Annotated in this window: 17 protein-coding genes and 1 tRNA gene; 3 read left to right on the forward strand and 15 right to left on the reverse strand. The window is 63.1% G+C overall.

Annotated elements, in window-relative coordinates; all coding sequences use genetic code 11:
* Positions 1 to 131: 131 nt before the first annotated feature.
* From yihA to rpmH, 8 genes are all read right to left on the reverse strand, one after another.
* Positions 132 to 791: a ribosome biogenesis GTP-binding protein YihA/YsxC gene (yihA, locus tag FJ960_RS19950; RefSeq protein ID WP_027143852.1), complete on the reverse strand. Its 660-nt coding sequence runs from the start codon at positions 789 to 791 to the stop codon at positions 132 to 134.
* Complete coding sequence (locus FJ960_RS19955; RefSeq protein WP_140716260.1) at positions 788 to 1,426, reverse strand: CatB-related O-acetyltransferase; 639 nt, start codon at positions 1,424 to 1,426, stop codon at positions 788 to 790. The genes yihA and FJ960_RS19955 overlap by 4 nt, the downstream gene beginning before the upstream one ends.
* Positions 1,427 to 1,804: 378 nt before the next feature.
* Positions 1,805 to 2,365: a fasciclin domain-containing protein gene (locus tag FJ960_RS19960; RefSeq protein WP_140716262.1), complete on the reverse strand. Its 561-nt coding sequence runs from the start codon at positions 2,363 to 2,365 to the stop codon at positions 1,805 to 1,807.
* A 215-nt stretch (positions 2,366 to 2,580) separates the two neighbouring features.
* On the reverse strand, positions 2,581 to 4,551 hold the full coding sequence (locus FJ960_RS19965) for a protein-L-isoaspartate(D-aspartate) O-methyltransferase (protein WP_140716264.1): 1,971 nt from the start codon (positions 4,549 to 4,551) through the stop codon (positions 2,581 to 2,583).
* 56 nt (positions 4,552 to 4,607) lie between these two features.
* The gene (locus FJ960_RS19970; protein ID WP_140716266.1) at positions 4,608 to 4,826 is read right to left on the reverse strand and encodes a hypothetical protein; all 219 of its coding nucleotides are present in this window, start codon (positions 4,824 to 4,826) and stop codon (positions 4,608 to 4,610) included.
* Positions 4,827 to 5,211: 385 nt separating this feature from the next.
* Positions 5,212 to 7,032, reverse strand: a complete 1,821-nt coding sequence (gene yidC / locus FJ960_RS19975) for a membrane protein insertase YidC (RefSeq protein ID WP_140716268.1) — start codon at positions 7,030 to 7,032, stop codon at positions 5,212 to 5,214.
* Between the two features lie 14 nt (positions 7,033 to 7,046).
* Positions 7,047 to 7,400, reverse strand: coding sequence for a ribonuclease P protein component (rnpA, locus tag FJ960_RS19980; protein ID WP_015314390.1), 354 nt, complete (start codon positions 7,398 to 7,400; stop codon positions 7,047 to 7,049).
* Positions 7,401 to 7,414: 14 nt separating this feature from the next.
* Positions 7,415 to 7,549 (reverse strand): 50S ribosomal protein L34, encoded by a 135-nt coding sequence (gene rpmH, locus FJ960_RS19985; protein WP_008833937.1) that lies wholly within the window; start codon positions 7,547 to 7,549, stop codon positions 7,415 to 7,417.
* A 277-nt stretch (positions 7,550 to 7,826) separates the two neighbouring features.
* On the opposite strand from rpmH, the gene FJ960_RS19990 reads away from it, so the two are divergent.
* Together FJ960_RS19990 and FJ960_RS19995 are read left to right on the forward strand one after the other, a co-directional pair.
* A complete protein-coding gene (locus FJ960_RS19990; RefSeq protein WP_140508425.1) occupies positions 7,827 to 9,314 on the forward strand; it encodes a HAMP domain-containing sensor histidine kinase in 1,488 nt (495 codons plus the stop codon).
* A gap of 250 nt (positions 9,315 to 9,564) precedes the next feature.
* Positions 9,565 to 9,641, forward strand: a tRNA-Arg gene (locus FJ960_RS19995).
* A gap of 77 nt (positions 9,642 to 9,718) precedes the next feature.
* Here FJ960_RS19995 and FJ960_RS20000 read toward each other — a convergent pair.
* The 5 genes from FJ960_RS20000 to FJ960_RS20020 all read right to left on the reverse strand — a co-directional run bounded on the left by FJ960_RS20000 (position 9,719) and on the right by FJ960_RS20020 (position 14,754).
* A complete protein-coding gene (locus FJ960_RS20000) occupies positions 9,719 to 11,377 on the reverse strand; it encodes an FAD-binding dehydrogenase (protein ID WP_140716270.1) in 1,659 nt (552 codons plus the stop codon).
* A gap of 107 nt (positions 11,378 to 11,484) precedes the next feature.
* A complete protein-coding gene (locus FJ960_RS20005) occupies positions 11,485 to 12,471 on the reverse strand; it encodes a Gfo/Idh/MocA family oxidoreductase (protein ID WP_140716272.1) in 987 nt (328 codons plus the stop codon).
* 124 nt (positions 12,472 to 12,595) lie between these two features.
* Entirely contained in the window at positions 12,596 to 13,171 is a 576-nt protein-coding gene (locus tag FJ960_RS20010) for a YceI family protein (protein WP_027143862.1), read from the reverse strand.
* Between the two features lie 70 nt (positions 13,172 to 13,241).
* Entirely contained in the window at positions 13,242 to 13,811 is a 570-nt protein-coding gene (locus FJ960_RS20015) for a cytochrome b (protein WP_140716274.1), read from the reverse strand.
* Positions 13,812 to 13,863: 52 nt separating this feature from the next.
* Entirely contained in the window at positions 13,864 to 14,754 is an 891-nt protein-coding gene (locus FJ960_RS20020) for a LysR family transcriptional regulator (RefSeq protein ID WP_140716276.1), read from the reverse strand.
* Between the two features lie 96 nt (positions 14,755 to 14,850).
* Here FJ960_RS20020 and FJ960_RS20025 point away from each other — a divergent pair, with 96 nt between their 5' ends.
* The gene (locus tag FJ960_RS20025) at positions 14,851 to 15,846 is read left to right on the forward strand and encodes an aldo/keto reductase (protein WP_140716278.1); all 996 of its coding nucleotides are present in this window, start codon (positions 14,851 to 14,853) and stop codon (positions 15,844 to 15,846) included.
* Between the two features lie 65 nt (positions 15,847 to 15,911).
* On the opposite strand, the gene FJ960_RS20030 is transcribed toward FJ960_RS20025, so the two are convergent.
* Both FJ960_RS20030 and FJ960_RS20035 read right to left on the reverse strand, forming a co-directional pair.
* Positions 15,912 to 16,100, reverse strand: coding sequence for a hypothetical protein (locus FJ960_RS20030; RefSeq protein ID WP_210243289.1), 189 nt, complete (start codon positions 16,098 to 16,100; stop codon positions 15,912 to 15,914).
* A gap of 326 nt (positions 16,101 to 16,426) precedes the next feature.
* A complete protein-coding gene (locus FJ960_RS20035; RefSeq protein WP_140716280.1) occupies positions 16,427 to 17,029 on the reverse strand; it encodes a nucleotidyltransferase family protein in 603 nt (200 codons plus the stop codon).
* Between the last annotated feature and the right edge of the window lie 15 nt (positions 17,030 to 17,044).

The following is a 17,044-nucleotide window of genomic DNA, read 5'->3' on the forward strand; positions in this document are numbered from 1 at the left end:
GGGAACCGGCCGAGGCAGCATTTCGGCAAGCGCGGGATCACAACGAAAAACGATACGCATCCGGTTGCCCTCGAACGGCATTGCGATGTTGACGGATTGCCAGGGCGCGGTCAACGGATCGCGTAGGATGACTAGCCGCCATTGGCCGCAAGCACGATCGCGGCCTGCAGTTCCTCGAGACCTTCGCCTTTTTCCGATGAGGTCGCCAGCACGAACGGAAACGCCGCCGGCCGCTTCTTGATCTTGGCCAGCGTCTCCTCGATCAGCCGCGGCACGCCGGCGGCCTTGATCTTGTCGGTCTTGGTCAGCACGATCTGGTAGGACACCGCCGCCTTGTCGAGCAGCGACAGCACCTCGTCGTCCTTGGCCTTGATGCCGTGGCGGGCATCGATCAGCACGTAGACCCGCTTCAGCGTGACCCGGCCCTTGAGATAATCGAAGACCAGCTTGGTCCACTCGTCGACCTTCTCCTTGGGCGCCGTGGCGTAGCCGTAGCCCGGCATGTCGACCAGCGCCATTGGCGGCAGGTCGGCGCCCTCGCCGGAAAACCCGTCCGGCACGAAATAGTTGAGCTCCTGCGTGCGCCCTGGCGTGTTGGAGGTGCGCGCCAGCCCCTTCTGGTTGACCAGGGCATTGATCAGCGACGACTTGCCGACATTGGAGCGGCCGGCAAAGGCGATTTCGGGCGGCCCTTCCGGCGGCAGGAACTTCATGGCCGGCACACCACGGATGAAGATCCACCCGCGCGTGAACAGGTCGGTGCCGATCGCGGTGCTGTTGGGAACGTTCAAGCTGCTGCCTCCAGAAGAGAGATATCGGCGCCCCTGATGGCGTCGAGGTTGCGGCCGACCTTGTCCACCGGCCAATCCCACCATGCCACCGCCAGCAGCCGCCGGATCGTCCTGTCGTCGAAACGCATCTTGACCACTTTCGCCGCGTTGCCGGCGACGATCGCATAGGGCGGCACATCGTGCGTCACCACCGATTTGGCGGCGACGATGGCGCCATGGCCTATTTCCACGCCAGGCAGGATCACCGCCTCCATGCCGATCCAGACATCGCTGCCGACCACGGTATCGCCGCGCACTTCCTTCGACCAGGTCGCCGGGTCAAAACCGTTTTCCCAGCCATGACCGAAAATGTTGAACGGATAGGTCGAAAAGCCGGACATGGCATGGTTGGCGCCGTTCATGATGAAGCGTGCGCCTTCGGCGATGGCGCAGAACTTGCCGATGATGAGCTTGTCGCCGATGAAGGGATAGTGATGCAGCACGCATTTTTCGGCGAATTTGTCCGGCCCGTCCGGGTCGTCATAATAGGTGAAGTCGCCGATCTCGATATTCGGCACTGTCACCAGCGGTTTCAGGAAGCCGACGCGCGTGTGCATCGGGATCGGGTGCTTGATGCCGGGATTGGGTCCGTTCATGTGGGTTCGTCCGGGAACTGGCAGAGAGGCGCATCCGTGACCGGAGGCGCCTGCTCAAAATAGCGTGATCCGCCCTATAGCACCAATCGGCCGGGGAGCGAGTCTTCCGTGGCGGACAAGCTGATTTGTCGCCGCGGCGGATCACGATCGGGTTGGACAGCGCGCCTGTCGAGGCGGTGGAAGCGGTCGAAGGTGGACCGCCGCTGAGGCCAATCCGTCCTCACAGGGAGCAAAAGAAACCGGGGTCCCGCGAGGGACGACAGGACCCCGGCCTCGCCGATAGGGCTTCCCAAGAAACATGGCACCTCGTCATGAGGCGGGGACGGCGGACCGAGAAAGCCCCAACGATCCGCCAGCGCCCCTTTTCGCCGGAAGCCGCTACTTCGGCAACAGAACCTTGTTGACGACGTGGATGACGCCGTTCGACTGGTTTACGTCGGCGATCGTCACCTTCGCCTCGCCGCCGGACTCGTCCATGATGTAGAGCTTGCCTTTCTTGATCTCGACGGTGAGCGTGTCGCCCGAGACGGTCTTCATCTCGTATTTGCCGCCCATCGCCTTGGCCTTCTCCATCATCTCGGCGCCGGAAATCTTGCCGGCCACGACATGTGCGGTCAGCACCTTGGTGAGCTTGTCCTTGTTCTCGGGCTTCAGCAGCGTGTCGACCGTGCCGCTCGGCAGTGCCGAGAAGGCTTCGTTGGTCGGTGCAAAGACGGTGAAGGGGCCAGCGCCCTGCAGCGTGTCGACCAGGCCGGCCGCTTTGACGGCGGCGACCAGCGTCGTGTGGTCCTTCGACTTGACCGCGTTCTCGACGATGTTCTTGGTGGCGTACATCGGCGCGCCGCCGACATTAGGGTTCTTGGCATAGGCGGGAGCGGAAATCGCCATGCCGGCGACAAGAGCTGATACGGCGATGGTCCTGAATGTGGGCGAGCGCATGTGGTCTTCCTCCGGGTGAGGGCTGATCGGAATTGATAGCCTTTGGAAACGCACAAGCAGTCACGCCGCGCGAGCGCTTTCAGTTTCGCCGATCACGGGAACGTGAACGGATGCCCGCTCCAGAGAAAAAGCCCGGACGAGCCAGGCGCTTTCGGCAGGCCGTGCGGTTGAGGACAGTCTGACCCGCCAATGCACTGGCATCGAGTTCCGGACATTCAGATGCCGAACGGAAATGTATCCGGTACCTTGCCGGTGCTGTCGGCCGACATGCTGAGCGGCGTAACAGCGGACGTTCGATCGAACCAGACGAAGGCGTCGAACTGGCGGGAGACGGACGAGTCCATGTAATGGCTGAGCCGTTCGGTCTCCGGCCGGTAGATGACGCCGATATAGCGTTCCGGCCTCGGCGCCGCCAGATCGTCGCCGAGCTGGCCATGGTGCCCAAAATCCAGCAGGAACGATGGTTTGCCGCTGTCGTGACACAGTCGCTCGAAGCTGTTCGGCAGCGAAGGATTCACGTCCTTCACCTCCATCTCACCGTCCCAATCCGAGGCACAGGCGACAGTACCGGTATCTGTTCCGAAACCGATCAGCGCCGTCCGCACACCGAAGCGTTCCCGGCAGAGCTGGCCGATGTTCAACTCGTCGCGGACGATACCCATGTCGGTATGCCGCGCGTCGCCGATATGCGAGTTATGCGCCCACACCACGGCCTTCGAATCCGGTCCATGCGCTTCGAGAAGCTGATCGAGCGTTTCGAACATGTGCCGATCGCGGAGGTTCCAGGTCTCGGCGCCGCCATAATACATTACGCGGTAGTACCGCTCGGCCGATGCGACCAGACGTGCACTCTGTTTGGCGTCGAGCAGAGCGCCGTCACCTTCGGCCATGGATCGCTCGAACAGATCCATGCACTGTCTCACCACGGCCTCTTCGCAGGTTCTGTAGCCCGGCCGCAGCGCCGCGCGCCCGTAGGTGGTGGGCTCGTTCTGCCAGGGCATCAGACAGCCATAGCGCTCGCGCGCTACGGCGGCCGCTTCGGGATCGACCTTGTCTAGGTAGGCAAGCACCGTGGCGATCGAGCCGCTCATATTGTAGAGATCGAGTCCGTAGAAGCCTGCCTTCGCGTGATCGGGCAGGTCCCGATTGTAGTTGCGTAGCCAGCCGATGAATTCGGACACCTCGGTGTTGCGCCACATCCAGGTCGGGAAGCGCTGGAAGAACGGCTGCGCCTTCGACTGCCGTTCCTCTGCGCGCACATACCGGTTGATCTGTGCTGCATCCGGCCAGTCCGCCTCGACGGCCACGATGGTGAACCCGTGTCGCTGGAGGAGGCGTCGGGTGACAGCCGCCCGGGCACGATAGAATTCCGAAGTGCCGTGGCTGGCTTCCCCGAGCAGGACGACGCGCCGGCTGCCGAACCGGTCGAACATTGCGCCGAAGGCCGGATCGTCGATCGGCGGCAAATCTTCGGCCGCCCGCGCGATTTGCCGCGGCAATGGAGGAGGGCGTATCTCGCGCGCCGACGGCGCGTTTTCCTCGTGCCCGCCATGCTCGCCGATCAGCGGCACGAACATGACACCACCGAGATCCTCCTCCTCGAACTTGTTTGCCGCAATCCGCGTGAGGCGAACGAGGCGCTGCGAGTAAGGGTCCTCACCGACCGGAATGATCAGCCTGCCGCCGATCTCCAACTGCTCCTGCAAGCCGAGGGGAATGGACTTGGCGGCGGCCGCGACGACGATAGCGTCGAAGGGTGCCTTTTCCTGCCAGCCTTTCGTGCCGTCGCCGACCCTGACTTCGATGTTTCGGTAACCGGCGGCATTGAGCCGCCGTTCCGCCTGTTGCGCGAGCGATCGATGCCGCTCGACGGTGAAAACGTGTTCAGCAAGTTCGGCCAGTACGGCTGCCGCGTAGCCCGAGCCGGTGCCGATTTCCAGCACGCGATCGGTCGCCTCGATCTCGGCCATCTCAGCCATTTTCGCCACGATGAAGGGTTGGGAGATCGTCTGTCCGCTGCCGATCGGCAGCGGGCTGTCCTCATAGGCGAATTCCTCAAAACCCTCGTCGACAAATTGCTCCCGCGCGACCCGGCGCAACGCATTCAGAACCCGCTTGTCATTCACACCGCGGCGCGCGATGTGCGCCTCCACCATCCGATGCCTGGCGTGTTCGAAATCCAGCATGACAGCCTCCAATCAGGGCGATCCTCTGCACGTCCGACGCCGGTCGTGCCAGGCTCCTATTCGTTGGTTCGCCCGGTCTGCCGGGGATTGACCCCGCCTTGCGGCGTGGTGTCGTTATCGACATCTCCCTTGAAAGTGTTCTCGCCGTCCAGTTCCTCGTCCTCGTCGAGAAGATTGCCACCCTTGATCGTGCCCCTGGAGGCGCCAATTCCGGGATTCTGCTTCAAATCCTTGTCGGAGGGCTTGCGTGTCTTTGGGTGAATGTTGCTGCTCATCGGAATGCCTCGCTGCAAGTAGCATGATGAGGCCGATCCGCTGCACTGCCTTGAATTTGGACAGGCGCGTCGACCTGATCCTCCCACGCGGGAGCTTTAGGAAGCCTTTTGCGCGAACTCTTGAACGCAGGATAAGTTCCATGCGGGGCAATCCGGCAGCAGCGAGGTTCGGCTGGTTTGCCATCAATGACGGGAGGCCAGGAGGATGCCGGTTCGGTCCCTGGTCCCTAGCGCGTGCCGGACCACGGCATCGCACGCTGCATCACTGAAATTAAAAAGCTGAGCCCTGTGGAACACAGGACCCAGCCGTCAAATCCGCCCCTGCCCAAACCGCCCACTTACGGTTCAGTCTACCGGGCGGGCTCTTTTGCCAAAAAGGCGCCGGCTATTCCGCCGGCGAGGGTTTCTTGCGGAACAGCGCCACCAGATTGTCCCAGAGTTCGATCTTGGCGCCCTGGCGCTTCATGATCACGCCCTGCTGCAGGATCGACAGCGTGTTGTTCCAGGCCCAGTAGATGACCAGACCCGCCGGGAACCCGGCCATCATGAAGGTGAAGATGACGGGCATCCAGGTGAAGATCGCGGCCTGCGTGGGATCCGGCGGCGTCGGGTTCATGCGCATCTGCAGGAACATGGTGACGCCCATGATTAGCGGCCAGACGCCGATCATCAGCATGTGCGGCAGCGTGACCGGCACCAGCCCGAAAAGGTTGAAGATCGATGTCGGATCGGGCGCGGCCAGATCCTGGATCCAGCCGAAGAACGGCGCGTGGCGCATCTCGATGGTGATGTAGAGCACCTTGTAAAGCGAGAAGAAGACCGGAATCTGCAGCGCCACCGGCCAGCAGCCGGCGAGCGGATTGATCTTCTCGGTCTTGTACAGCTCCATCATCGCCTGCTGCTGCTTCATCTTGTCGTCCGCGTATTTCTCGCGGATCTCGAGCATCTTGGGCTGCACCTTCTTCATGTTCGCCATCGACGCGTAGGACTTGTTGGCGAGCGGGAAAAACAGCGCCTTGACGATGACGGTGGTGGCGAGAATCGCCAGGCCGAAATTGCCAAGGAATTTGTAGAGCGTGTCGATCAGCCAGAACATTGGCTTGGTGATGAAGTGGAACCAGCCCCAGTCGATCAGCAGGTCGAACCGCTTGATGTGGCGCTCTTCGGCATAGGCGTTGATCTTGGCGACTTCCTTGGCACCGGCGAAGACCTCGGTCTCGACGGTCGCCGACTGGCCGGCCTCGACATTGATCGGGTCGGTCAGGAAGTCGGACTGGTAGCGGTGGCGGCCGTCCTCGAAATAGGCATAACGCGGCTGGAACGGCTGCTTCTCGGTCGGCACCAGCGTGACGGCCCAATATTTGTCGGTGATGCCGAGCCAGCCGTCGGTCGATTTGCCAGGCTGGTACTGCTTGTCCTTCTCGACCGACGCGTATTTGTGTTCCTGCAGGCCTTCCGTGCCGGTGAAGCCGATGAGGCCTTCATGCAGCACATAGGTGCTGGCGACGGCCGGCTTGTCATAGCGCGTGACACGGCCATAATTGAACAGCGAAACCGCGCTCGAGCCGGAATTCTGCACCGTGTCCGACACGGTGAACATGTAGTTCGCGTCGACGGAGAAGGTGCGCTTGAAGGTCAGGCCCTTGTCATTGGTGTAGGTGAGCGTCACCGGCGTGGACGGAGTCAGCGTCGGATTGCCGTCCACGCTCCACACCGTTTCGGCACCCGGCACCGCGCCGGTCTTGTCGTTGCCGACAAAGCCGATCTCGGCGAAATAGCCGGTGGGCAGCGCCTGCGGGTTGAGCAGCTCGATCTCGGGCGAATTCTTGTCGACGGTCTCGGTGTAATGCTTGAGCTTGAGGTCGTCGAGCCGCGCGCCGGTCAAATTGATCGAGCCCTCGAGGCTCGGCGTGTCGATCTTGACGCGCTTGGATGCCGCCAGCGCCTGATCGCGGCCGGCCACGGTGACCACGTCACCGCCGGGCGCGTTGGGAATGGCGCCCGGGGCGGTCGTGCCTGGGGCCGGTGTCGATGCGCCCGGATTGGCCGCATCGGCCGCCTTCTTCTGTTCCTCGACGCGCTGCTGCTCGATCTTGGCGGCCTCGCGCTGCGCCTCGCTCCGCGGCAGCACGTAGAAGTACTGCCATACCGCCAGGATCAGCACCGACAGGGCGATGGTGATGAAGAAGTTCCGGTTGTTTTCCATCGAGAGCTCTTGGCCTATCGTGTTCCGCGAAGTCGGCGGGAGAGTTCGGCCTTCAACTGGCCGAAAGGGGCGCGCAGCGCATCATCGCGTCCGACGATGACATAATCATTGCCGGGCACCATGTCATCCGCGGCATGGACGCGGACGGCTTCTTTCAGCCGCCGCCTGACACGGTTGCGCACAACGGCGTTGCCGACCTTCTTGGTGACGGTGTAGCCGACGCGCGGCACCCCGCCGTCGCCGCGGTCGAGGACCTCGACGAGGAAAAACCGTCCGCGTCGCTTTTCACCACGACGGACGGCCAGGAATTCCGCGCGTTTCAGAAGCCGCTCGGGATTTTGCCCCACTGGCTTGCCGGTTGCGGGCAACGATCTCGTCTCGCTTAGGCGCTGAGCCGCTTGCGGCCGCGGTTGCGGCGAGCTGCGACGACGCCACGACCACCCTTGGTGGCCATGCGGGCACGGAAGCCGTGCCGGCGTTTGCGGACGAGTTTGGACGGTTGGTAGGTACGCTTCATTTGTTTTAATACCGCGGGGTGCGGCCCTTCTTGATTCTGTCACTTTGTAACAGGAGCTTTGCCGGGCCGGCTTTGGCGCGATCGAAACCGCGCCGGGACGAATGGCCCGAGCGTGAGCGGGCTTATAGAAAGAAGGGTTTTGGAAGTCAATCCGGCGTCGGCGCGCTAAAGACGCACCTCTTTTGGAGCATCTATTTTTCCGACCAAGGGGGAAATTGGCAAAAAAGCCGTAATCGCCTAATCTTGGCTGATCAAGTGATTGTGAAGATCGAGTCGCATGAGCGAAGCCAGCCAAGCAGGGGAAGGAACCGGAACGGCGCCAGCGGCTGTCCGCACGGTACCGCTGTCGCGCGGTCTGTCGACCAAATTGCTGCTGCTCACCATCGTTTTCGTGCTGCTGGCCGAAGTGCTGATCTTCCTGCCCTGGATTGCCAGCTATAGGCTGAGCTGGCTCAAGGAGAGGCTGAGCACGGCCGCCGCCGTGTCGATCGTGCTGGTGCAGGGCGATTCGACGTCGCTGTCGCGCACGGCCCAGAATGACGTGCTGATGGCCATCGGCGCCAAGGCGATCGCGGTGCGCGACGGCGGCGTCTCGCGGCTTCTGGTGGTGGCCGACATGCCGCCGCAGGTCGACGAGCACATCGATCTCGCCAGCGTCGGCATGGTCAAGGGCATGACCGGCGCGCTGGACACGCTGTTTTTCGGCGGCGACAGGATGCTGCGCGTTTTCGGACCGGTCGGCGACAGCGACAAGGAGTTCGAGCTGATCATGCCGGACTATTCCCTGCGCAAGGCCATGCTCATCTACTCGCGCAACGTCGCCTTCGTCTCGCTCCTGATCTCGCTGTTCACGGCCATGCTGGTCTATGCCGCGATCGACCTGATCATGATCGGCCCGATCCGCACCATGACGCGCTCGATGCTGTCCTTCTCCGAGGCTCCCGATGACCCCGGGCGGATCATTCACCCCGCCGATCGCGCCGACGAGATCGGCGTTGCCGAGCGCGAACTGTCGCAGATGCAGGAGCGGCTGCAAAGGATGCTGGCCGAGCAGAAGCATCTTGCCGACCTCGGCTTGGCGGTATCGAAGATCAACCACGACATGCGCAACATCCTGGCCTCGGCCCAGCTGATGTCGGACCGCCTGCGCCAGGTCAAGGATCCGACCGTGCAGGCCTTCGCGCCAAAACTGTTGCGCGCGCTCGACCGCGCCGTCTCCTATTCGGAGGGCGTGCTTCATTACGGCCGCACGCAGGAGCCGCCGCCTTCGCGCCGCAGGGTGAGGCTGCGCCAACTGGTCGAGGAGGTGCACGGCCTGCTCGACATCGAGGAGGGCATTGAGTTCATCAACGCCGTCGAGATGGCTTTCGAGGTGGATGCCGATTCCGACCAGCTCTTCCGGGTGCTCACCAATCTTTGCCGCAACTCGGTGCAGGCGATGGCGGCCGACACCGAAAGCGCCGTGGTGCGGCGGTTGGCGGTCTCGGCCGAGCGCATGGGCAGTGTCAGCCGCATCGCCGTCACCGACACAGGTCCCGGCCTGCCGCCGAAGGCGCGCGAAAACCTGTTCGCGGCCTTTCGCGGCTCGGCGCGCAGCGGCGGCACCGGCCTTGGCCTTGCGATCGCGCACGAACTGATCCGGGCGCATGGCGGCACGGTGGAATTGGTCGAATCGATCGGCGGGCGCACCACATTCGCCGTCACCATCCCCGACCAGCCGGTGCGGCTCGACCAGGCCCGTGGTGGCCTGCGCCGCCCGGCCTGAGGGTTTCGTGCTGTGCCTTTCCCCGTCGCTCTCCCCAACCGTTCCCGATCGTCCGCTGTCTGGATTTAGGCCGGCCCCACAGCGGCTCGAAGTGCCGAGATCGGCGCCGGCATCGCCGCGTGACAGGCTTGCGACAAAACTTTTGCCGGATCGGCTTGCTTTTCGTAAATTCAGTCGTTAGGGAACTGCACACATTCGCGGCCGGTCTTTCGGACCGGATCGCGGGGCCGTCGAAAACATGGCCTGATGCGCGCCCGTAGCTCAGCTGGATAGAGCACCAGACTACGAATCTGGGGGTCAGGAGTTCGAATCTCTTCGGGCGCGCCAAATCTCCTAAGCTGCGGTTTATTGGTTGCACGGCCGATGGCAGCGGCTCAGCCAAGTGCCGGCAAGCCGTTGCCGCCTCAGGCCACCGAGCGTGCCGCCGCCCGGCCGGCGCTGCGGCCCGAGAAGATACAACCGCCCAGGAACGTGCCTTCGAGCGCCGCGTAACCATGCACGCCGCCGCCGCCGAAACCGGCGGCTTCGCCGACGGCATAGAGGCCCGGCACCGGCTGGCCGTCGGGTCCGAGCACGCGGCTGTCGAGATCGGTCTGCAGGCCGCCCAGCGTCTTGCGGGTCAGGATGTTGAGGCGCACCGCGATCAGCGGTCCGTTCGCGGGGTCGAGCATCTTGTGCGGCTTTGCCGTGCGGATCAGCCGGTCGCCGAGATAGGCCCGCGCCCCGCGCAGCGCGGTGATCTGCATGTCCTTGGAGAACGGATTGTCGAGCTGCCTGTCGCGGGCGCGGATTTCGCGCTCAAGCCCTGCCACATCGAGCAGCGGTTCGCCGCCGGCCAGCGCGTTCATGCGGGCGACCAGCTTTGGCAATTCGGCCTCGACGATGAAATCTTCGCCCTTTTCCATGAACGCCTTGACAGGGCCGGGGATGCCCGACGTGGCGCGGCCGAGCACTTGGCGCCAGCTGTTTCCCGTCAAATCGGGGTTCTGTTCGGAACCCGACAGCGCGAACTCCTTCTGGATGATTTTCTTCGTCAGGATGAACCAGGAATAGTCGAAACCGGTGCTCATGATGTGGCTGAGCGTGCCTAGCGTGTCGAAGCCGGGATAGAGCGGCACCGGCAGGCGTTTCCCACGCGCATCGAGCCACAGCGAGGACGGGCCGGGCAGGATGCGGATCGCGTGATCGGTCCAGATAGGCGCCCAATTCTTGATGCCCTCGACATAGTGCCACATGCGGTCGCGGTTGATGATCGAGCCGCCGGCCTGTTCCGATATGGCCAGCATGCGGCCATCGACATGGTCCGGCACGCCGGTGATCATGCGCTTCGGCGCGTTGCCCAGCCGCTTGGGCCAGTTTTCCCGCACCAGCTGGTGGTTGGCGCCGATGCCGCCGGAGGCGACGATTACGGCTTGGGCATGAAGCTCGAAATCGCCTGAGACCTCGCGCGAGCTCTTGTGGCCACGCTCGGCAGTGCTCGGCTGCAGGATATCGCCCTGTACCCCGGTCACGGCTGCCCCCGTCCGCGTCAGCGCATTGACACGATGGTGGAACCTGAAGTCGACCAATCCACGCTTTTGCGCCTCGCGCACGCGCAGCACGAAAGGTTCGAGCACGCCGGGGCCGGTCCCCCAGGTGACGTGGAAGCGCGGCACCGAATTGCCGTGGCCGATGGCATTGCCGCCGCCCCGTTCGGCCCAGCCGACGACTGGAAAGAACTTCAGGCCGCGCTCGATCAGCCAGGGGCGCTTCTCGCCGGCGGCAAAGCCGACATAGGCCTCCGCCCATTTGCGCGGCCAATGGTCTTCCGGCCGGTCGAAAGCGGCGGTGCCCATCCAGTCCTCGAGCGCCAGATCATGGGAGTCGCGGATGCGCATGCGCCGCTGCTCCGGCGAATCGACGAGGAAAAGTCCGCCGAACGACCAGAACGCCTGACCGCCCAACGATTGCTCCGGCTCCTGGTCGACGATGATGATTTTCTTGCCGGCCTCGGCAAGCTCGGCGGCGGCAACCAGCCCGGCAAGGCCGGCGCCGATAATGATCACATCCGCGTCGTCAGCCATTTTTCCTCCGGTTACCGGCTAAGCAAGCAATTCCAGGAAAAGTGTGGGGCGGTTTTCCGGGGAAAAGTGCGTAGCGCTTTCCCTAGGGAATTGCGTCAAACAATGGCTCAGACGGTCTCCCAACCGCCTGTGTCTCCGGCGCGGAAGATGGCGTCGATGACTTTCTGGTTGAGCACGGATTCTTCGAGCGTGAAGACCCGCTCCTTGCCGCCAAGTGCTGCCCGCGCGAAGGTCTCGACCTCGAGCCTGTATTGCTGCGTGCCGGGGAAGCGGAATACCTGCGCCTCGGTGTGGTTCTGGTTGTGCAGTTCGACGCGGTGATGGTCGTAGAGCCCGGCATTGAAGGGCGAGAACACTTCGATGAAACCCTTCTCACCGTGGAACACCATCACTTGGCGTGCCGCCATCTGGGTCGACAAATAGAAGGACAATTCGAAATCGCCGAAATCGGCGCGGATCGAGGAATAGATGTCGGTGCCGAATGTCTTGTCGCGCTCGATCGTCGCCTGCACGCGCAGCGGCTCCTTGCCGGTCGAAAAGCGCGTCGACACGGTCGGGTAGACGCCGATATCGGGCAGCGCGCCGCCGCCCAGATCAAGCTTGTTGCGCATGTTGTTGGGGTCGACATTGTAGTAGGAGAAAGCGCCCTGCACATGGCGCAGCCGGCCGATGGCGCCGCTGGCGATGAGATCACGCACCTTGATCCATTGCGGATGGTAGATGACCATGAAGGCTTCGCAGACCAGCACCTTCCTGGCGTCGCGCAGCTTGATCAGCGGCGCGATGTCCTTGGCGTCGAGCGCCAGCGGCTTTTCGACCAGCACATGCTTGCCGGCTTCGATGGCCTTGGCCGTCCATTCGACGTGCTGCGAGGTCGGCAGTGGGATATAGACGCCGTCGACCTCGTCGGAAGCGAGCAGGTCATCATAGGAGCCGAAGGCGTGGCGCGCGCCGAAGCGGTCGCCCAATGCCTTGGCCTTCGACAGGTCGCGGCTGGCGATCGCCGAGAGCACGCCGTTTTCCGCCCCGACGATCGCCGGCAACAATTGCTCCCGGCCGATCTTGGCCGTCGACAACACACCCCATCGGAACATCACGTTTCTCCATGTCGATTTTACCGGCCACGAGGTTTGCCTGAAATCGGTGGAAAAGCCAATGCGGGTGCTCTGTTCCTCGCGCCACGAAAGTGGGCGAGGAAACCAGGTACCGCAGCCGCGCTTAACCCCTTTTCCCCGTCAGCGTCATGTCGAAATCGACGACGTTGGAATAGAGCGGCGTGCCGACATCCATGCCGTAGCGCGAGCGCAGCACCTTGCCGGTGACGTGGAATTTTATCGTGCCACCCTTCAACCCGTCGAGCTCGGCGGTGAATTTTTCCGGAAACGTCTTGCCGCGCGCCGTCAGGCGGCCGGTGACGAGCGCCGTCGTGTCGCCGGTGCGGGTCACGCTGGTCGAGCGGAACTGGATTTCGGGGCTGTTGGCCGCGTCGAACACCGCGTCGGAGCGCAGGAAGGCATCGATGCGGCCCTGGCCGGTCCCGACACTTTCGGGATAGATGGTGAGGTCGACCTTAGAGCGACCGACATCCTTGTTGTCGATGCGGATCGTGCCCTTGAAACGGGCAAAGGCGCCGTCGAAGCCGCCGCCGCCGGCTTTGCCGATGGTGAAGCGGATCGCGGAACCAGCCTGGCTAATCGTATAGTTGCCGGCAGCATCGCTAAGCACGACTGCCGCATGGACTGGCATGGCAAGGCAGGCGGCGGCAGCCGCCAATCCGAGGATTCGCGCACGCATAGGGTTGTTCCTTGTTAGGAGGCAACGCTCTCTGGCGTCCTCATCCTCACAAACGAGACCAAGGCCCGTTCTATTCCCCGGCTGACGAAGGCGTGATCATGCGCGTGAGCACGCTGTCACGCAGCAGGAAATGGTGGCGCAGGGCCGCGCAGACATGCAGCGCAACAAGTGCGATGCCGGCATAGGCGAGATACCAGTGCGCCGACGCCCAAAAACTTTCGGCGGCGTCGGATTCGGGCAGCGGCAGGTTGGGCATGACGAACAGGTTGAACGGCATGCTGGGGATTTCCAGCGTCGAAACCGACACCAGCGCCCATCCGGACAGAGGCAGGGCGAGCTGGAATACATAGAGCGCCAGATGCGCCAGCGGTGCCGTACGCCGTTCAAGGATGCCGACTGAAGGCGGCAAGGGCGGTGCCGCATCGCCGAGCCGCCAGGCGATACGCAGGATGACGAGGCCAAGCAGCAGAAAGCCCAGGGATTTGTGCAACTGGATCAATTCGAAGGCCGTGCGTTGGCTTTGGGTCCTGACCATGACGAAGCCGAGTATGAACTGGCCGATGAAGATAATCCCGATCAGCCAGTGGAGGACGATGGTTACCCAGCCATAGCGGGTCGCGGTGTTGGTGATGGTCTGCATGGGAGGCGAACGAATGCCAGGCTGGGTTTCTTCCACCCTTGGGGAGGATGGACTACCCGCTCACCTTGAAGAAGTCGACGAAAGCCCTCAGCGCCGGCCGCATTTGCCGGCGGCTCGGATAGTAGACGAAGAAACCGTCGAAGGACGGGCACCAGTCCTCCAGGACGCGGATCAGCCGGCCGTCGGCAAGCGCCGCGCGGACATACTCCTCGAAGACGAAGGCAAGGCCGGCGCCGTCGACGGCGGCCCGAGCGATCAGATGGTCCTCGTCGAGGATCAGCGGTCCTTGCACCGCGATCTCGACCTCTTCGCCGTCCTTCTCGAACTCCCAGTGGTAGAGGACACCGCTGGAGAAGCGGAAGCGGATGCAGCGATGGTCGGCGAGATCGCGTGGATGGCGCGGCTTGGGGCTTGTCTCGAAATAGGATGGCGCGCCCACCACCGCGCCACGAATGTCCGGCCCGATGCGCACCGCGATCATGTCGCGCTGCAGGCTTTCGCCGAGCCGCACACCAGCATCGAAACCGCCTTCCACCACGTCGGTGAAGCGATCCTCGATGACGATCTCCAGCACGATGTCGGGATAGGCCGACGTAAAGGCGCCGAGCCGTGGTGTCAGCACCAGATGCGCTGACGTGCGCGGCACGCTGAGCCGCAGGTTCCCGGCCGGCCGGTCGCGCGCCTCGACGGCCGTCTCCAGCGCCAGGTCGATCTCGGAAAGCGCCGGGCGCAATCGCTCGAGCAATCGCGCGCCTTCCTCGGTCGGAGCGACACTGCGCGTGCTGCGCGCCAAAAGGCGCACGCCAAGCCGTGCCTCCAGGCTGGAGACCGCGTGGCTCACCGCCGAAGGGGCTATCGCCAGTTCCCTGGCCGCGCCGCGAAAACTGCCGCATTGGGCAACGGTTGCCAGCACCGCGAGCTGTGAGAGATGTGCTCGGTTCATTGATCTATTTCATGGAACGACCCGTACGAAGAAGAGCCGATTATCGAACGTGCTGCAAGGCGTTATTTCCTCGGCATCACAACAAGGAGACGCGTGATGAAAACCCGCAAGCTAGGAACTGAACTCGAGGTCTTCCCGGTCGGCCTCGGTTGCATGGGCATGAGCTTTGCCTATGGCGGCCAGCCGGAAACCGAGGCGATCGCCACCTTGCACCGCGCCGTCGAGATCGGTGTCAACTTCTTCGACACGGCCGAGGTCTACGGCCCCTACGAGAACGAGATCCTGCTGGGCAAGGCGGTGAAATCGGTTCGCGATAAGGTGACGATCGCTACCAAATTCGGCTTCAAGATCCTGGAGGAAGGCACCGGCATCGATCGCATGGCCGGTGTCGACAGCCGTCCCGAGCACGTCAAGGCCGTCGCCGAGGCGTCGTTGAAGCGGCTCGGCACCGATGTCATCGACCTCTACTATCAGCACCGCGTCGACCCGGACGTGCCGATCGAGGATACGGTCGGCGCCATGGCCGAGCTGGTGCAAGAGGGCAAGGTGCGGGCGCTTGGCCTCTCCGAAGCAAGCGCGGCGACCATCCGGCGGGCGCACGCCGTGCACCCGATCGCCGCGGTGCAGAGCGAATATTCGCTGTGGAGCCGCGACCCGGAAGACGAGATATTCGCCGTCTGCCGCGAGTTGGGCATCGGCTTCGTGCCCTACAGCCCGCTCGGCCGCGGCCTGCTCACCGGCACCATCGCAAAGCCGGAGACCCTGAGCGACGACGATTGGCGCCGCACCTTGCCGCGCTTCCAGGCCGACGCCATGCAAGCCAATGCCAAGGTGATCGCCACGCTGGAACGGATGGCGGTGGAGAAAAGCGTCACCTCGGCGCAGCTGGCGCTGGCCTGGGTGCTGCACAAGGGCGACTTCATCGTGCCGATCCCGGGTGCGCGAAGAATCCGCCATTTGGAGCAGAATACGGCGGCGGCTGACATCGTGCTGAGCGCGGCGGAGGTCGCGGCGATCGGCGATGCGCTGTCGCCCGACAAGGTGATGGGCAAGCGCTACACCGAGGAGCTGCTGGCGCTGGTGAATGGGTGAGGGTGGCGATCGGGCTGAGACAAAAAGGCCGGGCATTGCGCCCGGCCTAATATTTACAGAGACACTCACGCGTACTGGATGAGAACCCAGGTAACCGCCTTACTCTTGTAGGGCGGGAAAATGTTGCCCTTGGCGATCGGGGCGGTTGTGGAATCATAGAGGTCGTCTACCTTCCATACGCCACTTTCGGGGCTGGTTTCACCAGTGCGTTTTTTGGTCCCAAGCGGAACCTTGGCTCTTGCGTAAATATCCACAGCTTTATTCCTTCTGTTGTGGACAACAACGCTGAGGGTTGACGCGGCGAACCAGCCGTGATTCAAGAATCACGTCTTCACAAGAGACCGGCCCAGCCCCTCAGCAGGGTTTTGCTGGGTCCGAAATCGGGGTCGGCCGCAGTTGTAGCTGTGGTCGGCCTCGTCCCGCTTCGGATCGCTGACAGGACTCGATCGATTCTTGCGGAAAGGCAAGAACCTAGATGGGTTTTCGCAGTGCGATTTCGCGCTTTTCCCCTAGATTTCCACATAATATTGGCTTTTTGCCCATAGATGTAGGCCACACGTCCGACGATCCATTTGGCGCATCACCATGGTAAAACTGATATCTCCGGCCAGTTGGCCTTCGCACGGGCGCCCTTGGTCCCGTGGGTACTTTCATTGTCCATCACCCGGTTCGGCGTGATGCGGAACGAGAAAATATCATCGAGCCCGAACGGCGCCACAAGATCGAGCTGCCCGTCGGCGTCGTATCGCACACCCACTGCATGCGTCTTCGAGGCGAAATAGCTGACGGATTCACTGGCACTCGCATAGCGCGGGCAGGGTTGCCCGAACTTCTGCGGATACCAAAGATGCACGCGGGCCTGGTTGCGCACTTCGACCGGCAGCGGCAGTCCCTCGAAATGTGCCGTCGCCCTGCGGATGACGGCGTCCTCGGCGTCATAGGAGAGGTCGGAGTCATCGAAATAGAAAAGGTCGACGTCCCTGATGCCGTAGCCCGACGGCTTGCTGGTCAGATGGTTCCAGACGCTGTTGTAGAGCGCGCCGGAAACCACCAGCCAATCCGGCAAGGCAAGGTCGCGCACTCGCGCCAGCGTTTCACACAGCAGCGGATCAGCCGCGACGATGTCGAGAAACGCCGCACGCTGTGGCTCAAAAGGAAGCCCGGAATACGCGAGATGGTCCATCGCCCTTTTGAGGGC

The sequence above is a fragment of the Mesorhizobium sp. B2-3-11 genome (assembly GCF_006442215.1).
Classification (GTDB): domain Bacteria; phylum Pseudomonadota; class Alphaproteobacteria; order Rhizobiales; family Rhizobiaceae; genus Mesorhizobium; species Mesorhizobium salmacidum.